Origin of the sequence: Paraburkholderia phymatum STM815 (assembly GCF_000020045.1) — a bacterium.
Classification (GTDB): domain Bacteria; phylum Pseudomonadota; class Gammaproteobacteria; order Burkholderiales; family Burkholderiaceae; genus Paraburkholderia; species Paraburkholderia phymatum.
In genome coordinates this window covers 890764-905289 of the sequence record NC_010622.1, presented here as the reverse complement: position 1 = coordinate 905289, position 14526 = coordinate 890764, and the positions used below count along the sequence as shown (strand labels likewise).

The window sequence follows — 14526 nt, the reverse complement described above, 5'->3', positions numbered from 1 at the left end:
GTACTGTTGTTCCCCGATAGCTCAGTCGGTAGAGCGCCGGACTGTTAATCCGTAGGTCCCTGGTTCGAGCCCAGGTCGGGGAGCCAAAATTCGAAGGCCCGCATACGTGCGGGCCTTTTTCTTTGTTGCGACCGGCTTTCAACAGTGCAGTCGTTGACGGGACCGCTCGCGTCAACGGCCAGACCAGGCAACCAGGTTACGATTCTGCAATCGTCACAATCTTCCGGTCACCTGATGAAAATCGCCCCGCCCCGCATGCGCGTCGCGCGCGCCGCCGTCTTCGCCACTGCAACCGCCGCCGCGTCCCTCTGCGCGCCGCTCGCTCCCGCCGAAGAGGTCGCCAGCGTCAACACGAACTTTCATATCACAGGCTCGGACCGGGTCGTCGTCGAAGCATACGACGACCCCGCCGTGCAGGGCGTCACCTGCTACGTGTCGCGAGCGCGCACGGGCGGCATCAAGGGAACGCTCGGGATCGCCGAAGACCCGACGGAAGCGTCGATCGCATGCCGTCAGGTCGGGCCCGTCAAGATCCCCGAACCACTGCGCCAGCAGGCCGACGTGTTCACCGAACGGATGTCGCTGATCTTCAAGACGCTGCACGTGGTGCGCGTCGTCGATACGAAACGCAATACGCTCGTCTATCTCACCTACAGCGACCGCGTCGCGACGGGCAGCGCGAAGAACAGCGTCACCGCCGTGCCGATGCCCGCCGGCACGACGATTCCCGTCCGTTGATTGCACGGTAAACTGTCAGGCTCCGCCAGACCCCACATCAGCATGACTTCGCCCCGCTTCCGCGACAACGCCCGCTACTGGCGCACGCCGCTTCTACCCGGCGCGGATCTGCTCACGGCCGAATATCACGATCACGCGTTCACCCCACACTGGCACGACGCGTACACGATTCCCGTGATCGAGGCGGGCGCGGAAGCATATCGCTATCGGGGCTCGCGTCACGTCGCCGAAGCGGGCAGCGTCCCGATCATCAATCCCGGCGAGCTGCACACGGGGTCGCGCGCAATGGACGAAGGCTGGCGGTATCGCGTGATGTACGCGCCCGTCGAGTTCCTTCACACGCTCGCAGAAAACATCGCGGGCTGCGCGCAGCCGCTGCCGTGGTTCGATGCCGATGTGATCCGCGACCGCGATCTCGCCCTGCGGCTGTCGCATGCGCACCGGTTGCTCGAGGCGAACGGCGATCCGCTCGCCGCGGAAACGGCGATGCTCGACGCGCTGTCGACGTTGCTCGTGCGCTACGGCCGCACGCGCCCTGCTACGCTGCCGCTCGCCCACGACGACGCACGAGTCGTCACGATGAAGGAGCAGCTGGCCAGCGATCTCTCCGCGCCGCTCAAGCTCGCGGATCTCGCCGATACGGTGGGTCTGTCGCAGTTTCACGCGGCACGCCTGTTCGCGAAAGTGACGGGCCTGCCGCCGCACGCGTGGCGCAACCAGGTGCGGCTGCAGCGCTCGCTCGGGCCGCTGCGCGCGGGTGCATCGGTGGCGGACGTCGCGGCCGCGAACGGCTTCACCGATCAAAGCCACTTCACCCGGCATTTCCGGCGCATGTTCGGCGTGCCGCCGGGGCGCTGGCAGTCGTCGTAAGCGCTCGCGGCCGCGCGACATCGCTCCGCGCGGATACGGCCATTAGCCCCAACGCCGCAACACGTCGGCCCAAGCGCAAGAACGTACAAGCGGCCTGTCCCCTCGCCCGGCTATGCTTCGCGCTATCGAGGAGAAAAGATTGACTCATCCTGCACACCGCACTCACCGTTTCAAGGAACTCACCGCGGGCGCGCGCGACACGCTCCCGATGATCATCGGTTCGCTGCCGTTCGGCGTGATATACGGCACGCTCGTCGCGTCCGGCCCACTGCATCTGTGGCACGGCCAGCTCATGTCGCTGGTCGTGTTCGCCGGCTCCGCACAGTTCATCGCGCTCGGCCTGATCGCTGGCCACGCGAGCTACGCGGTGATCTGGGCGACGACGCTCGTCGTCAACGCCCGCCATGTCCTCTATAGCGCGACGCTCGCGCCCTACGTGTCCCATCTGCCGTCGCGCTGGCGCTGGGCGCTCGGCGGTCTGCTGACGGACGAAGTGTTCGCCGTCGCCTGGGCGCACTACCGGCTCAAGCCGCCGGGCTCGGTCGGGCCGTACTATTTCCTCGGCTCGGGCGTCGCGATGTATCTGAACTGGCAAATCTGGACGCTCGTCGGCCTGCTGTTCGGCGCGGCCTTCCCGGGACTGCAGTCGCTCGGGCTCGACTTCGCGATGGTCGTAACCTTCATCGCGATCGTGGTGCCGCAGCTGGTCGCCGTGCGGTATCTGGGGGCCGCCGTCACAGCCGGCGCGCTTTCGTTCTTCTGGCAAGACTGGCCGTACAAGCTGGGCTTGCTGGGGGCCGTATTCGTCGGCGTCGCGATTGGCGTGCTGCTGTCCGTGCCGGCGTTTCAGCGCACCCGCGCATCGGAGGTATCACGATGAACTACGTTCTGCTGATCCTTGGGATGGCCGTCATCACGTGGCTGATCCGCACGGCGGTGTTCGTGCTCGGCGACCGCGTCGTGTTCCCGCCGCTCGTGCGCACTGCGCTCGGCTTCGTGCCCGTCACCGTCCTGACGGCGATCATCGTGCCGATGGCCGTGTCGCCGCACGGCGCGGAAGCGGAGATCACCTGGCGCAATCCGCAACTGGTGGGCGCGCTCGCCGCCATTGGCGTCAGCGCGCTGACGCGCCGGCCGCTGCTCACCATCGCTGTGGGCCTCGCCGTCTTCTTCGTCTGGCAAGGCGTCGTGCTGAAGTGACCCTGCCGGAACGTTCGCGCGCCGTCCGAGGGCCGGCGCGCCGCCCTCAAGTTCCCTTTCAATCCGCCGATAAACACTCGTGGTCCGTGAACCAGGCCCCGTCCGTCGACGGGATGCCGGCAAGCCGGACAGAACCGCGCCGAATATCGGTGCCGTCAGCGCACGTGGGCGCACGGCACGGGGCCAGCGCCTCGGCGCTGGTTGCGCGGTCGACGAAACGGGATACGACATGGGTCAGATTACCCTTAACATCAAGGACGAAACGCTCGCGTCCTTACGAAAGGACTTCGAGGCGTTCGTGCGGGTCTCGCTGAAGCTGGACCCGCAGTTCGCGACACCGTCGTTCGAGGATTTCCTGCGGGCTAAACTTCTCGACAACATGGTGCCGCTGACCGAAAACGCCGTGCAGCGGATGCTGCAGGGCGGCCAGTACGCATGGGCGAAGCGCACGCTGGACAAGGAGTTTCCAGACGTCGTTGCAATTCTGATGAAGCAGGCGAACGAGTTCGGCTTCGGGTTTGCCTCGCGCTCGGAATGGACGCCCGAAGAGCTGGCCAAGCAGAGCCGCGAATGGGCCGCCGCGATCGTCAAGGAAGCAGAAGGCGCGCCTTCGCTGGTGGACCCGCTCGCCGCACAGATCAAGTCGGCAGCGCAGGATATTCAGGCGCTCGAAGAAGTGATGCAGACGCCCGCCTGGCGTCTGGCCGAATCGCTGCGACAGCGGGTGTACGAGGCCAAGGTCGCGTGCGAAACCAGCGTGGGCAGCGCGGCGCGCGAGAAGCTCGGCGAGTTGCGGGGGCTGTTGCGCCTGGGCATTTCGCACGGCTCGTTCCAGAAACAGGAAGCACAGCAGATCATGGAGTATCTGCGGCTGCTGAAGCCGGAGATATTCGTCGAAGAGCCGTACGACGTATTCACGCGACTGGCTGCCTGGCTGCGCAACTTCTTCATGCCGCCTCCGCGGCCGCAGCAACCGCAACAGCGGCAATCGCGCTAGTTCTGTGTCGGAACCTTAGAGAACGGCGTGCGCATCGGGCGCCGCCCGATCGCGGCGCGCTCAGTCCCACATCTTTCTGAGCTTCGCCGCGATTTCTATTTTGGCCTGCGCAGCGGCGGCCAGCCCCATCTCCGTCGGCGCTGACGCGACGGGCGCGGGCGGCCACGCATGCGAATCGAACAGCGGCAGCAGATGCGGCGGGATGAATCGCGTACGCGACGCCCACACGTGCCGGTCGCCGAGATGCGTCTGGTTGTGCACGTAGAAGCGCTGCGGCATCACGATATGCAAATCTTCTTTCGCGCGCGTCATCGCCACGTACAGCAGGCGCCGCTCCTCGTCGATTTCTTCCTCGCTGCCCGTGCCGAGATCCGACGGAATGCAGCCGTCCACGCCATTGAGCACGAACACATTGCGCCACTCCTGCCCTTTCGCCGAATGGATGGTGGACAGGATCAGATAGTCCTCGTCGATCAGGGGGACGCCAGATTCGTCGCTGGTGGCGTCGGGCGGATCGAGCGTCAGCTCGGTCAGGAAGCGCTCGCGCGACGCGTAAGTGCCCGCGATGCTCTCCATCTGCACAAGATCGGCCTGCCGAATGGATGCGTCCTCGTGATTGCGCTGAAGATGCGGCTCGTACCAGCGGCGCACCATCTCGAATTCGGCGGGCCACGGCGTCTGGCGCCCGCAGACGGACGCCATCATCGCCACAAACGGATGCCAGTCTTCGAGTGTGCGCGCAGGCGGTGCGAACGCGGTAAGCGCGCCCGCTGCGCACGTGGACACGCCATGCGCGGCCTCCAGCCCGCCGGCTGAGCCGAGCGCATCGGCTCGCGCGGCGATATCGTCGAGCACGCGCGCGGCCGTCGCGGGCCCGACGCCCGGCAGCAACTGCACGACGCGAAAGCCCGCCACGCGATCGCGCGGATTCTCTGCCCAGCGCAGCACGGACAACACGTCCTTCACGTGAACGGAATCGAGAAACTTCAGGCCGCCGAACTTCACGAACGGAATATTCCGCCGCGTCAGTTCGATCTCCAGCGTCGCGCTATGATGTGCGGCGCGAAAGAGGACCGCCTGCGACTTCAGCTTCATCCCGGCTTCCCGCGCCGCGAGCACCTGTTCGACGACGTAGCGCGCCTGATCGGCGTCGTCGGCGACGGTGACGAGATGCGGCCGTTGTGCCGACGGCTTGTCGGTCCACAGATTCTTCGTGTACCGCTCCGACGCGAGGCCGATCACGGCGTTCGATGCTTCCAAAATGGGCTGCGTCGAGCGGTAGTTGCGCTCCAGCGTGACCTGCCTCGCGGGTGGGTCGAAATGCGCCGGGAAGTCGAGAATGTTGCGCACGGTCGCGCCGCGAAACGAATAGATGGATTGCGCGTCGTCGCCGACCACCGTCAGGCCGCGCCCATCGGGCTTCAGGGCGAGCAGGATCGACGCCTGCAGACGGTTCGTGTCCTGGTATTCGTCGACGAGCACGTGATCGAAGCGGCCGGACAGGTCGGCGGCAATCGCCGGTTCCGCCGCCATGTGCGACCAGTAGAGCAGCAGGTCGTCGTAGTCGAGCACGCTCTGCTTCTGCTTCGCGTCGACGTAGGCCGCAAAGAGCATGCGCAGATCGGCTTCCCATTCGCGGCACCAGGGAAACGCGCTGTTGAGCACGTCCGCCAGCGACGCGCCCGTGTTCACGACACGCGAATAAATCGCGAAGCACGCCGACTTCGACGGAAAGCGCTTTTCCTTTGCCGAAAAGCCGAGTTCGTGGCGCACGAGATTCAGCAGATCGGCAGAATCTTCGCGGTCGTTGATCGTGAAGCTAGGCGACAGGCCGATCAGATCGGCATACTCGCGCAACAGGCGCGCGCCGACGCTGTGGAACGTGCCGGACCATGTCAGGCCCTGCGCGAGCGCCCCGCGCGTGCCCAGCGCCATGCCGGCGATGCGCGTGACGCGCCGCGTCATTTCGAGCGCTGCCCGACGCGAGAACGTCAGCAGCAGAATGCGGCGCGGATCGACGCCCTTGACCACGAGATTCGCGACTCGATGCGCAAGCGTGTTGGTCTTGCCCGAGCCCGCGCCCGCGATGACGAGGAGCGCCCCGGACGGATGCGCCACGCGGTCGGCGCCGTATTCGACGGCTTCGCGCTGCGCGTCGTTCAGCTTTGCGAGCCAGTCGGCAGCCGCCGCCGACGCGGACGAATCAGGCGACGCAGGCGACGATGAAGACGGGGAATCGGCGACGGAAAGCACGATCGGCGGATAGGAGAGTGAACGCGACGCATACTGTATATCCATACAACACGCGACCACAAGCTCCCCATTTTCCTCTATCGCGTACTGTTCGTGATACGCGCAAAGAAAAGCCCGGCGCGTGCCGGGCTGGTGCGCCGAACGGCGCGAAACCGTCCGGCGGGCGATGCAAGGAACGCCTACTGCGATTTCGCGTCCTTCACCTTGGCGTCGGCGTTCGCCTTGTCGGCGTCGGCCTGTGCGTCGGCCTTCTTCTTATCGGCCTTCGCCTGCGCGATGTCCGCCTTCTTGTCGGCTTTCGCCTGCGCCTTCGCGGCCTTGCTATCGGCGTGAGTCATCGGCTCTGTCGCGGGATCGTGCGTCGTCTGCGCGACCGCAAGCGTCGTCATGCTGCCCGCCATCAGCGCCAGACACAGCGCGCTCATTGTCTTGCTGGTTTTTTTCATGTTGTCCTCCCTGGTTACAACGTCGAAACGGTCACTACGCGCAATCGGCTTCGGACCCGCCCGCCTCAGTTATGCGCCTCGCCCGATGCGGCCGCGCCCGTCGGCTGGCCCTGCATTTCGGCCTTCAGTTCGTTCGATGCAGCAGCCTTGTCGGCTTTCCTGTTCAGCTTCGCGTTGCGGACCTGGTCCTTGTAAGCGTCCTTCGCGGCCTTCTGCTGCGCCTTCATCTGTTCCTTCGACATCTTCTTCTGCGCGCTGTACTCGGCGTTGGCCTGAGCGTCCGCGTTGCGCTTCTGGACGAGCGGATCGGTCGAGCCCGGCGCCGTCAGGCTTTGCGGCGCAGGCGCGGGCATCTGGACGCCTTGCGCTGCGGGTGCGGCGGAAGGCGCCTGGGTCTGGACCTGCGCCTGCGCAGACGCATCCGCCGAAGGTTGAGTCGCCGTCTGCGCGAATGCGGCCGTCGATGCGATAGCAGTCGTCAGGGCGGAACCGATCAGGAGCGTACGGAGCTGGTTCATGGCAATCCTCTCTGAAGTGTGTCGATGTCGGCGCGCGGGCAATTTGTTCGATGGCGCCGATCACACTGGCGCCACGCCCACGCTATCCGCCTGTCGCAAAAATGCGGCAGGCTATTCCACAGACCGGCGCTTCGCGAGTGGAGTTCTCCGCAAAAGCCCACTGTTACTCACCGTTTCATTTCCTGACAGGTCGATAACATCTGCTTGCAAGTGCGCGTCCGCGATCGTGCGCCACGCGCGCGAAGCGGTGCCGCGCACGCGATGACGTATCATGCGAGTCGTTTTTTCAACGATTTCGCCGGCCACCGTCGATCGCAACTGCCATGCCTAACCTCGATTTCACCCTGACAGGCGACTACGTCGAACTGCACAATCTGCTGAAGATCACTGGCCTCGCGGACAGCGGCGGTTCGGCGAAGGTGATCGTCGCGTCCGGCGCCGTCACCGTCGACGGCCAGGTCGAAACGCGCAAGACGTGCAAAATCCGCGCAGGTCAGGTCGTGCTGCTCGGCGACACGCGGATCGCCGTCCACGAGGGCTGAAACACCCGGCTTTTTCCTCGGGCGTCCTCGCCGCATACCGGACATGCGGGCTGCATCGGCGGCCCGCGCCCGACGCCTAAAGCCGCACCAACAATGTGCCTGTCGATCGACAGCGCCGCATTCCCGCAATAAGCTGTCCGTCTGGACAGAAAAACAAACAGCGCGGGCTGCTGACCGCGCGTACCGCCTATCGCGCATCGCGCTTCGAATATGAATCCAACCGGAATGTCCCGTGCAATCAGCGGGCCGCCCACGCTTTCGCGCCATGCCGCCGACACGGCGCGTCTCGCCGCGCCGCTCGCCATCGCGCAGCTCTCGCAAATGGCGATGAGCGTCACGGACACCGTGCTGCTCGGCTCGCTCGGCCCCGACGCGCTGGCGGCGGGGGGCTTGGGCGCGAACCTGTTCTTTGTCGTCGTGACGTTGCTGCAGGGCGTACTCACGTCCGTGAGCGTCAGCGTGTCGCATGCGCGCGGCGCGCAGGCGGAAGATCGAGTGCCGCACATCTACTGGACGGGCTTTCTGCTGTCGCTGCTGCTCGCGGTGCCCGCCTTCGTGCTGTTGTCGTTCGCGGCGCCCATCATGACGGCGTTCGGCGAGCCGGCGCTGCTGGCGCACAACGTCGGCGAGTATTGCGCCGCGCTGCGCTGGGGCGCGCCGGGCAGCCTGATCGGCATCGGCCTGATGCGCTCGTTCCTGCCCGCGATCGGCGCGGCGCGACGCCTGCTGTGGGTGTCGATCGGCGGCGTGTTCGTCAATGCGTTCCTCAACTACGGGCTGATTCACGGCGCATACGGCCTGCCGCGGCTCGGCTTCCTCGGCTCGGCGGGCGCGACGACCTTTACCGTCTGGCTCACGGCGCTCACGCTGATGGGGCTGCTGCATCTGCGGCCGCGCTTCCGGCATTTCGTGACGGCCGCTCGCCCGAATGTGCCGCTCATGGGCGAACTGTTCGGTATCGGCTGGCCCGTGGCGATCACGTATGGCGTCGAGTCGACGCTGTTTCTCGCGACGGGCCTGATGGTCGGCCTGCTCGGCGAGTCGCAGCTGGCTGCGCACCAGATCGCGCTGAACGTCGCGTCGGTGGCGTTCATGGTGCCGCTCGCGATCGGTCAGGCTGCGAACGTGCGCGTCGGCTTCTGGTCGGGGGCCGGACAGCCGCTCGCCGCGCGCCACGCGGGCTTCGTCGCGCTCGGGCTAGGCGTCGCGTTCATGAGCCTGTCGGGCCTGCTGCTGATCACAGCGCCGCGTTACATCGTCGGGCTGTATCTGCATCTCGACGATCCGGCCAATGCGCCGACTGTCGCACTTGCCAGTTCGCTGCTGGCTGTCGCGGCCATTTTTCAGATCGTCGATGGGATGCAGACAGTGGGATCCGGGTGCTTGCGTGGTCTCAAGGACACGCGGGTTCCGATGATCGCTGCCGCATTCGGGTATTGGGGTATTGGGTTCCCGACCGGTTATACCCTTGCATTTCACTTCGGGTTCGGCGCCCGGGGTTTGTGGTGGGGGCTTGCTGCTGGACTCGCCAGCGTTGCCGTTTTGATGACCTTGCGGTTTCACAAGATGAGCTTCCGGCGCGTGCGGGGTCTTGAAGATTAAACCGCGCTGACTTTTTGCGCCGGCATCCGCGATTTCATGTCGGTATTCAGGCGCTGCCCTGTGCAGGGGCACCTGGAAAGCCGCTCACACCGCCCGCTCGTGCCAAGCCCACGGGCTCTCAACGGCCCCCTGCTTGTCGCGGCAACGCGCTGTTTCCCCGTTGCAGGCGCTCGACGCTGGCAGGAATGGGCGCGCTCCTGGCGCGCTGCGCGTCAGCCTCCGCCCACGTGCCCGTCACCGCTGGCCACCGTACCTGCGTCGTACCTGCGTCGTACGAAACGGGCACGCTCGTTGCGTAGCGCCTTGTGCCGGTATCCGACCCGCTTTAACGTTTCCTCGTAGAATCGTTCGGTCGCCGAACGGGCGATACCACGCCATTCATCGACGCCGCTCAAGTGGAGGAACCAGCGTGTCGGCCCACAATTCGAACGACGCCGCCTCACGGCGTCACCGACAACAGCAACGCCGTCTTTCCCTCGCGCGCAACGCGCCCGGCCCGCTGCCCGTGCACGCGTTCGCGTGGTTCATGTCGGCACTCCTGCTAGCGGCCTGCGCGGCGCGCCCGCCCGCCAACACGTTCGATCGCCCCGTCACGCACGCGCTGCCCGCGAGCGAGCCCACACCTCTCGCTACAGCACTCGCACCGCCCGAGGCCGCGCATCCGGGCCAATCCGGTTTCCGCGTGCTGTCCGACGGCGCCGAGGCCCTGCAGACGCGCATCGCGCTCGCACGCTCGGCGACCAGGACGCTCGACATGCAGTACTACATCGCCGAAGAAGACACGACGGGCAAGCTGCTGCTCGGCGCCGCGCTCTACGCAGCCGATCACGGCGTACGCGTGCGCATGCTGGTGGACGACCTGAACTTCAAGGACATCGACCGGGTGATGGCCGCGCTGAACTCGCACGACAAGATCGAGATTCGCGTGTTCAACCCGTTCGGTAGCGCGCAGACGAGCTTCTATCAGCGCAGCCGCAACTTCTTCACCCAGGTCGGCGCATTCACGCGGCGCATGCACAACAAGGCGATGATCGCCGACAACCAGATCGCGATCGTCGGCGGCCGCAATCTCGGCGACGAATACTTCAGCGCAAGTCCGACACTGCAGTTCCGCGATATCGACGTGCTCGCGGCGGGCCCGATCACGGCCGACATCTCCGCGAGCTTCGACGCGTACTGGAACGACAGCAACGCGTACCCGCTGCGCGCGCTGAACAAGCAAAAATTCGATCCACACGATCTCGACGAGATGCGCGACGAGTTGCGCGCGCACTGGCGCAAGAACGCAGACCCGTACAACGCGAAGCCGCTGAACGCGACGCCGCTCGCCGCTCAGATCGCGAGCAACGAATTACAGCTCGTGTGGGCCCCCGCCGAGTTCAAGGTCGATTCGCCCGACAAAATGAAACTGCCCGCCGACCAGTACAAGAGCCCGCCGATGCAGCGGCTCGTCGAACTGATGCACGACTCGCAGCGCGAATTCCTCATTACGTCGCCGTACTTCGTGCCGCACCAGGCCGGCATCGATGCGCTGGGCGCGCTCGTGCAGCGCGGCGTGAGCGTCAAGGTGCTGACCAATTCGCTCGCCGCGACGGACGCCGTCGCCGTGCAGGCGGGCTACAGTCCGTACCGCGTGCCGCTGCTCGAGCGCGGCGTGCAGTTGTATGAGTTCAGGCCGACCCAGGGCATCGAAGCGCCCGAGGCGGGCCTGTTCGGCTCGCAATCCAAGGCGAGCCTGCATGCGAAAACGTACGTGATCGATCGCCAGATTCTCGTGATAGGCTCGATGAATCTCGATCCACGCTCCGCGCATCTGAACACCGAGCTTGCGCTCGTGATCCACAGCGCGCCGCTCGCGGATCAGGTCGCCCATCTCTTCGACCAGGCAACGTCGCCTGGCGTCAGCTATCACGTGACGCTCGCGACACCGGCCGAGCTCGCCGTGCTGCGCTATTCGGCCACGCCGCAAACGAAGCTCGTCTGGACCGACGAAGAAAACGGCCGGATTCACCGCTACAACCTCGATCCTGGCGCGGGCTTTTACCGCAATGCGCTGACGGGTCTATTCTTGTTGCTGCCAGTCGACGAGCAGTTATAGCCGCACAGTCATACGGCGCAGTCGAGGAGCGCGTGCTGCGCCGCTTTCCCGGAAGCCTTCCGATCACCCAGTCAAGCGGAGTAGAACATGACCGAAGATGTACGCATGGAACGCGATACGTTCGGCGAAATCGCCGTACCGAATGCGAAATTGTGGGGGGCGCAGACGCAGCGTTCGCTGCAGAACTTCAAGATTTCGACGGAGAAGCAGTCGCCTGAACTGATCACCGCGCTCGCGGTCATCAAGCGCGCCGCCGCCGAAGTGAACCTGAGCCTCGGCGTGCTCGACGCGACCAAGGCGAAAGCGATCATGGCCGCCGCCGACGAGATCATCGACGGCAAGCATCCCGACGAATTCCCGCTCGCGGTCTGGCAGACGGGCTCCGGCACGCAGACCAACATGAACCTCAACGAGGTGATCGCGAACCGCGCGAGCGAGTTGATGGGCGGCGAGCGTGGCGAAGCGCGCCTCGTGCATCCGAACGATGACGTGAATCGCGGGCAATCGTCGAACGACGTGTTTCCGACCGCGATGCATGTGGCGGCGGCTGTCGGCATCGTCAAGCATCTGCTGCCCGCGCTCAGGACGCTGCGCGACACGCTCGATAACAAGTCGAAGGCGTTCGCCGATATCGTGAAGATCGGCCGCACGCACCTGCAGGATGCGACGCCGCTCACGCTCGGCCAGGAATTCTCCGGCTACGTCGCGCAGCTCGACCAGAACGCAAAGCACATCGAGTCGACGCTCGCGCATCTGTACGAACTCGCGCAGGGCGGGACGGCCGTCGGCACGGGACTCAACGCACATCCGAAGTTCGCCGCCGAGGTGGCGGCCGCGATCGGACGGCTGACGGGCCTGCCCTTCGTGTCAGCACCGAACAAGTTCGAGGTCATGGCGGCCGCCGACGCGCTGGTCTTCGCGCACGGCGCATTGAAGACGCTCGCGGCGAGCATGATGAAGATCGCCAACGACATCCGCTGGCTCGCGAGCGGCCCGCGCTGCGGCCTCGGCGAGCTGTCGATTCCCGAAAACGAGCCGGGTAGCTCAATCATGCCGGGCAAGGTGAACCCGACGCAATCGGAAGCGGTGACGATGCTGTGCTGCCAGGTGTTCGGCAACGACGTCGCCGTGAACGTGGGCGGCGCGAGCGGCAACTTCGAACTGAACGTATTCCGGCCGATGGTCGCGCATAACGTGCTGCAGTCGGTGCGCCTGCTCGCTGACGGGATGCACAGCTTCAACGACAACTGCGCGGTCGGGATCGAGCCGAACCGTGAGCGCGTCGACCAGCTGCTCAACGAATCGCTGATGCTCGTGACGGCGCTCAATCCGCACATCGGCTACGACAGGGCCGCGCAGATCGCAAAGAAAGCGCACAAGGAAGGCACGACGCTGAAGGCGGCCGCGCTGGCGCTCGGCCATGTCACCGAACAGCAGTTCGACGAATGGGTGCGCCCGCACGACATGGTCGGCAACGCGAAGCGCTAAAAGTCTTTCCATTGCCGGGATGCTCTCGTTCGGGACCGCGGGGAGAGCATCCGTCCCGGCGCATTACACCTTGCCCTGCGCCACTTCCTCGGGTTTCAGGTCGACGATCGCATCGAGCGCGGCCTTCACGTCCATCGCGTAATGCGCGAGACGCTTCTGTTCGTCGGTCTGCGGCACGAACGGCGGCACGGGCACGGGGCTGCCGTTCTCGTTGACGGCGACCATCACGACAAGGCAGTCCGTCGTTTGCAGCAGTTCGCCGCCCTTCGGATCGCCAGCATGGACGGACACGTGGATATGCATGCTGGTGCGGCCCGTTGCGACGACGCGCGCGCGCAGTTCGACCAGGTTGCCGACGTGGATCGGCCGGCGGAAACGGATATTGCCGACGCTGACCGTCACGCAGTAGCGGCCCGACCAGACGGCCGAGCACGCATACGCGGTCTCGTCGATCCATTTCATCAGCGCGCCGCCGTGCACCTTGCCGCCGAAATTGACCGAGGTGGGCTCGGCGAGAAAGCGGAACGTGGTTTCTGAACGATCCAGCGGCGCGGCGATTGGCGTGCTCATCTTGACTCCCGTCAAACAGCTATCGAAAGGAGGCGATTATACGAGCGCAATAAGGCTGCCGCTGTGGTATCGGCGCGGCCAGTTCAGCGCAGCGCCGATGCGAAACGCTCGCGGTAATCGAGCGGCAACACGCCGAAACTGCGCACGAAGGCGCGCCGCAAGTTCTGCTCGCTGCCGAAGCCGCAATCGAGCGCGATCCGCTTCAACGGACGGCGCGATTCGGCCAGCGCGCGCGACGCCGCCTCCAGCCGCATCGCCGATACCGTCTTCGCCGGCGTGCGTCCCACTTCGTCGACGTAGCGGCGCGCGAAGTTACGCGGACTCATGCGCGCCTCTTCGGCGAGCCGCTCGACGGACAGATCGCCGTTCAGGTTCGACGCCATCCAGCCGTGCAGGCCGTCGAACGCGCCGCCCGCCGAGGTCTGCGCGGCAAGCGCCGCGCTGAACTGCGACTGGCCGCCCGGACGTTTGACGAACACGACCAGCCGCCGCGCCACCTGCATCGCCACGGCATGCCCGTAGTCTTCCTGGATCAGCGCGAGCGCAAGGTCGATACCCGCCGTCACACCCGCCGACGTCCATATCGAACGTCCGTCGTCGCCCGCCCTGCCCGGCAGCAGCTCGCGGATGAAAATCGGCTCGGCGTCGACCTGCACGCGCGCAAAGCGCTCGGCGAGCCGCCCGGCGTCGCGCCAGTGCGTGGTCGCGCGGCGCCCATCGAGCAAGCCCGCGGCGGCCAGATAGAACGCACCCGTGCAGACCGAGCAGACGCGCCGAACGTGCGGCGCGCGCCGTGCGATCCAGTCGATCAGCGCGGGCTGCAACGTGCCGGGATCGTCAACGGGGATGCCGGGCACGATCAGCGTGTCGATGGGTTCGCCGTCGAGCGCATCGAGGCGCTGCGTGACGACGGGCAAGCCGGGAAACGTGTCGAGCATGCCGCCATCGATAGACGCGACCGTCGTGCGATAGGCGACCGGCTCGTGCGAGGCCGGCGATGCGGCGGACATGCGGCGCGCGTCCCGCACCGTCAGTTCCGCGCGATGGAACGCCTCGAGCGGGCCGCATGCGTCGAGCAGCACCAGTTGGGGCGCGACGGCGAAGACGACATGGCGAACTTTGGGCGCGGGCGGATCGTTGGCCAGCGGGCCGGTTTCGTTGGGCGTATCGCTCATCGCGGGGTCCTCGTGCGTTATCGGAAAGT

The 14526-nt window shown here is 65.8% G+C and carries 14 protein-coding genes and 1 tRNA gene; 10 read left to right on the top strand and 5 right to left on the bottom strand.

Features of this window, described 5'->3' with window-relative positions:
• The first annotated feature begins 10 nt into the window (after positions 1-10).
• From BPHY_RS04070 to BPHY_RS04045, 6 genes are all read left to right on the top strand, one after another.
• Positions 11-86: transfer RNA gene (locus BPHY_RS04070), tRNA-Asn, on the top strand.
• Between the two features lie 169 nt (positions 87-255).
• Positions 256-738 (top strand): CreA family protein, encoded by a 483-nt coding sequence (locus BPHY_RS04065; RefSeq protein WP_244257687.1) that lies wholly within the window; start codon positions 256-258, stop codon positions 736-738.
• Between the two features lie 42 nt (positions 739-780).
• Positions 781-1608, top strand: a complete 828-nt coding sequence (locus tag BPHY_RS04060; protein WP_012400214.1) for an AraC family transcriptional regulator — start codon at positions 781-783, stop codon at positions 1606-1608.
• A gap of 112 nt (positions 1609-1720) precedes the next feature.
• The gene (locus tag BPHY_RS04055) at positions 1721-2488 is read left to right on the top strand and encodes an AzlC family ABC transporter permease (protein ID WP_012400213.1); all 768 of its coding nucleotides are present in this window, start codon (positions 1721-1723) and stop codon (positions 2486-2488) included.
• Positions 2485-2808, top strand: a complete 324-nt coding sequence (locus BPHY_RS04050) for an AzlD domain-containing protein (protein WP_012400212.1) — start codon at positions 2485-2487, stop codon at positions 2806-2808. Before BPHY_RS04055 ends, BPHY_RS04050 begins: the two co-directional genes overlap by 4 nt.
• 229 nt (positions 2809-3037) lie before the next feature.
• Positions 3038-3805: a DUF4088 family protein gene (locus BPHY_RS04045; protein ID WP_012400211.1), complete on the top strand. Its 768-nt coding sequence runs from the start codon at positions 3038-3040 to the stop codon at positions 3803-3805.
• Between the two features lie 60 nt (positions 3806-3865).
• On the opposite strand, the gene BPHY_RS04040 is transcribed toward BPHY_RS04045, so the two are convergent.
• The 3 genes from BPHY_RS04040 to BPHY_RS04030 form a co-directional block, all read right to left on the bottom strand.
• On the bottom strand, positions 3866-6103 hold the full coding sequence (locus BPHY_RS04040) for an ATP-dependent helicase (RefSeq protein WP_041763279.1): 2238 nt from the start codon (positions 6101-6103) through the stop codon (positions 3866-3868).
• A 134-nt stretch (positions 6104-6237) separates the two neighbouring features.
• Positions 6238-6504, bottom strand: a complete 267-nt coding sequence (locus BPHY_RS04035) for a hypothetical protein (protein WP_012400209.1) — start codon at positions 6502-6504, stop codon at positions 6238-6240.
• 65 nt (positions 6505-6569) lie between these two features.
• The gene (locus BPHY_RS04030; RefSeq protein WP_012400208.1) at positions 6570-7022 is read right to left on the bottom strand and encodes a hypothetical protein; all 453 of its coding nucleotides are present in this window, start codon (positions 7020-7022) and stop codon (positions 6570-6572) included.
• A 323-nt stretch (positions 7023-7345) separates the two neighbouring features.
• On the opposite strand from BPHY_RS04030, the gene BPHY_RS04025 reads away from it, so the two are divergent.
• From BPHY_RS04025 to fumC, 4 genes are all read left to right on the top strand, one after another.
• Entirely contained in the window at positions 7346-7564 is a 219-nt protein-coding gene (locus BPHY_RS04025; RefSeq protein ID WP_012400207.1) for an RNA-binding S4 domain-containing protein, read from the top strand.
• Between the two features lie 210 nt (positions 7565-7774).
• Positions 7775-9166, top strand: a complete 1392-nt coding sequence (locus BPHY_RS04020; RefSeq protein WP_012400206.1) for an MATE family efflux transporter — start codon at positions 7775-7777, stop codon at positions 9164-9166.
• A gap of 409 nt (positions 9167-9575) precedes the next feature.
• Entirely contained in the window at positions 9576-11264 is a 1689-nt protein-coding gene (locus tag BPHY_RS04015; RefSeq protein WP_012400205.1) for a phospholipase D family protein, read from the top strand.
• A gap of 87 nt (positions 11265-11351) precedes the next feature.
• On the top strand, positions 11352-12752 hold the full coding sequence (gene fumC / locus BPHY_RS04010) for a class II fumarate hydratase (protein WP_012400204.1): 1401 nt from the start codon (positions 11352-11354) through the stop codon (positions 12750-12752).
• 63 nt (positions 12753-12815) lie between these two features.
• Here fumC and BPHY_RS04005 read toward each other — a convergent pair whose 3' ends face one another.
• On the bottom strand, positions 12816-13322 hold the full coding sequence (locus tag BPHY_RS04005; protein ID WP_012400203.1) for an acyl-CoA thioesterase: 507 nt from the start codon (positions 13320-13322) through the stop codon (positions 12816-12818).
• Between the two features lie 83 nt (positions 13323-13405).
• Positions 13406-14497: a GlxA family transcriptional regulator gene (locus BPHY_RS04000; RefSeq protein WP_012400202.1), complete on the bottom strand. Its 1092-nt coding sequence runs from the start codon at positions 14495-14497 to the stop codon at positions 13406-13408.
• Positions 14498-14526 lie beyond the last annotated feature (29 nt).

Coding starts and splice junctions, on each gene's coding strand:
- BPHY_RS04030 (WP_012400208.1), bottom strand. CDS start 7,022: ATGAACCAGCTCCGTACGCTCCTGATCGGTTCCGCCCTGACGACTGCT.
- BPHY_RS04065 (WP_244257687.1), top strand. CDS start 256: ATGCGCGTCGCGCGCGCCGCCGTCTTCGCCACTGCAACCGCCGCCGCG.
- BPHY_RS04000 (WP_012400202.1), bottom strand. CDS start 14,497: ATGAGCGATACGCCCAACGAAACCGGCCCGCTGGCCAACGATCCGCCC.
- BPHY_RS04035 (WP_012400209.1), bottom strand. CDS start 6,504: ATGAAAAAAACCAGCAAGACAATGAGCGCGCTGTGTCTGGCGCTGATG.
- BPHY_RS04005 (WP_012400203.1), bottom strand. CDS start 13,322: ATGAGCACGCCAATCGCCGCGCCGCTGGATCGTTCAGAAACCACGTTC.
- BPHY_RS04060 (WP_012400214.1), top strand. CDS start 781: ATGACTTCGCCCCGCTTCCGCGACAACGCCCGCTACTGGCGCACGCCG.
- BPHY_RS04040 (WP_041763279.1), bottom strand. CDS start 6,103: ATGGATATACAGTATGCGTCGCGTTCACTCTCCTATCCGCCGATCGTG.
- BPHY_RS04045 (WP_012400211.1), top strand. CDS start 3,038: ATGGGTCAGATTACCCTTAACATCAAGGACGAAACGCTCGCGTCCTTA.
- BPHY_RS04050 (WP_012400212.1), top strand. CDS start 2,485: ATGAACTACGTTCTGCTGATCCTTGGGATGGCCGTCATCACGTGGCTG.
- fumC (WP_012400204.1), top strand. CDS start 11,352: ATGACCGAAGATGTACGCATGGAACGCGATACGTTCGGCGAAATCGCC.
- BPHY_RS04025 (WP_012400207.1), top strand. CDS start 7,346: ATGCCTAACCTCGATTTCACCCTGACAGGCGACTACGTCGAACTGCAC.
- BPHY_RS04055 (WP_012400213.1), top strand. CDS start 1,721: ATGCTTCGCGCTATCGAGGAGAAAAGATTGACTCATCCTGCACACCGC.
- BPHY_RS04020 (WP_012400206.1), top strand. CDS start 7,775: ATGAATCCAACCGGAATGTCCCGTGCAATCAGCGGGCCGCCCACGCTT.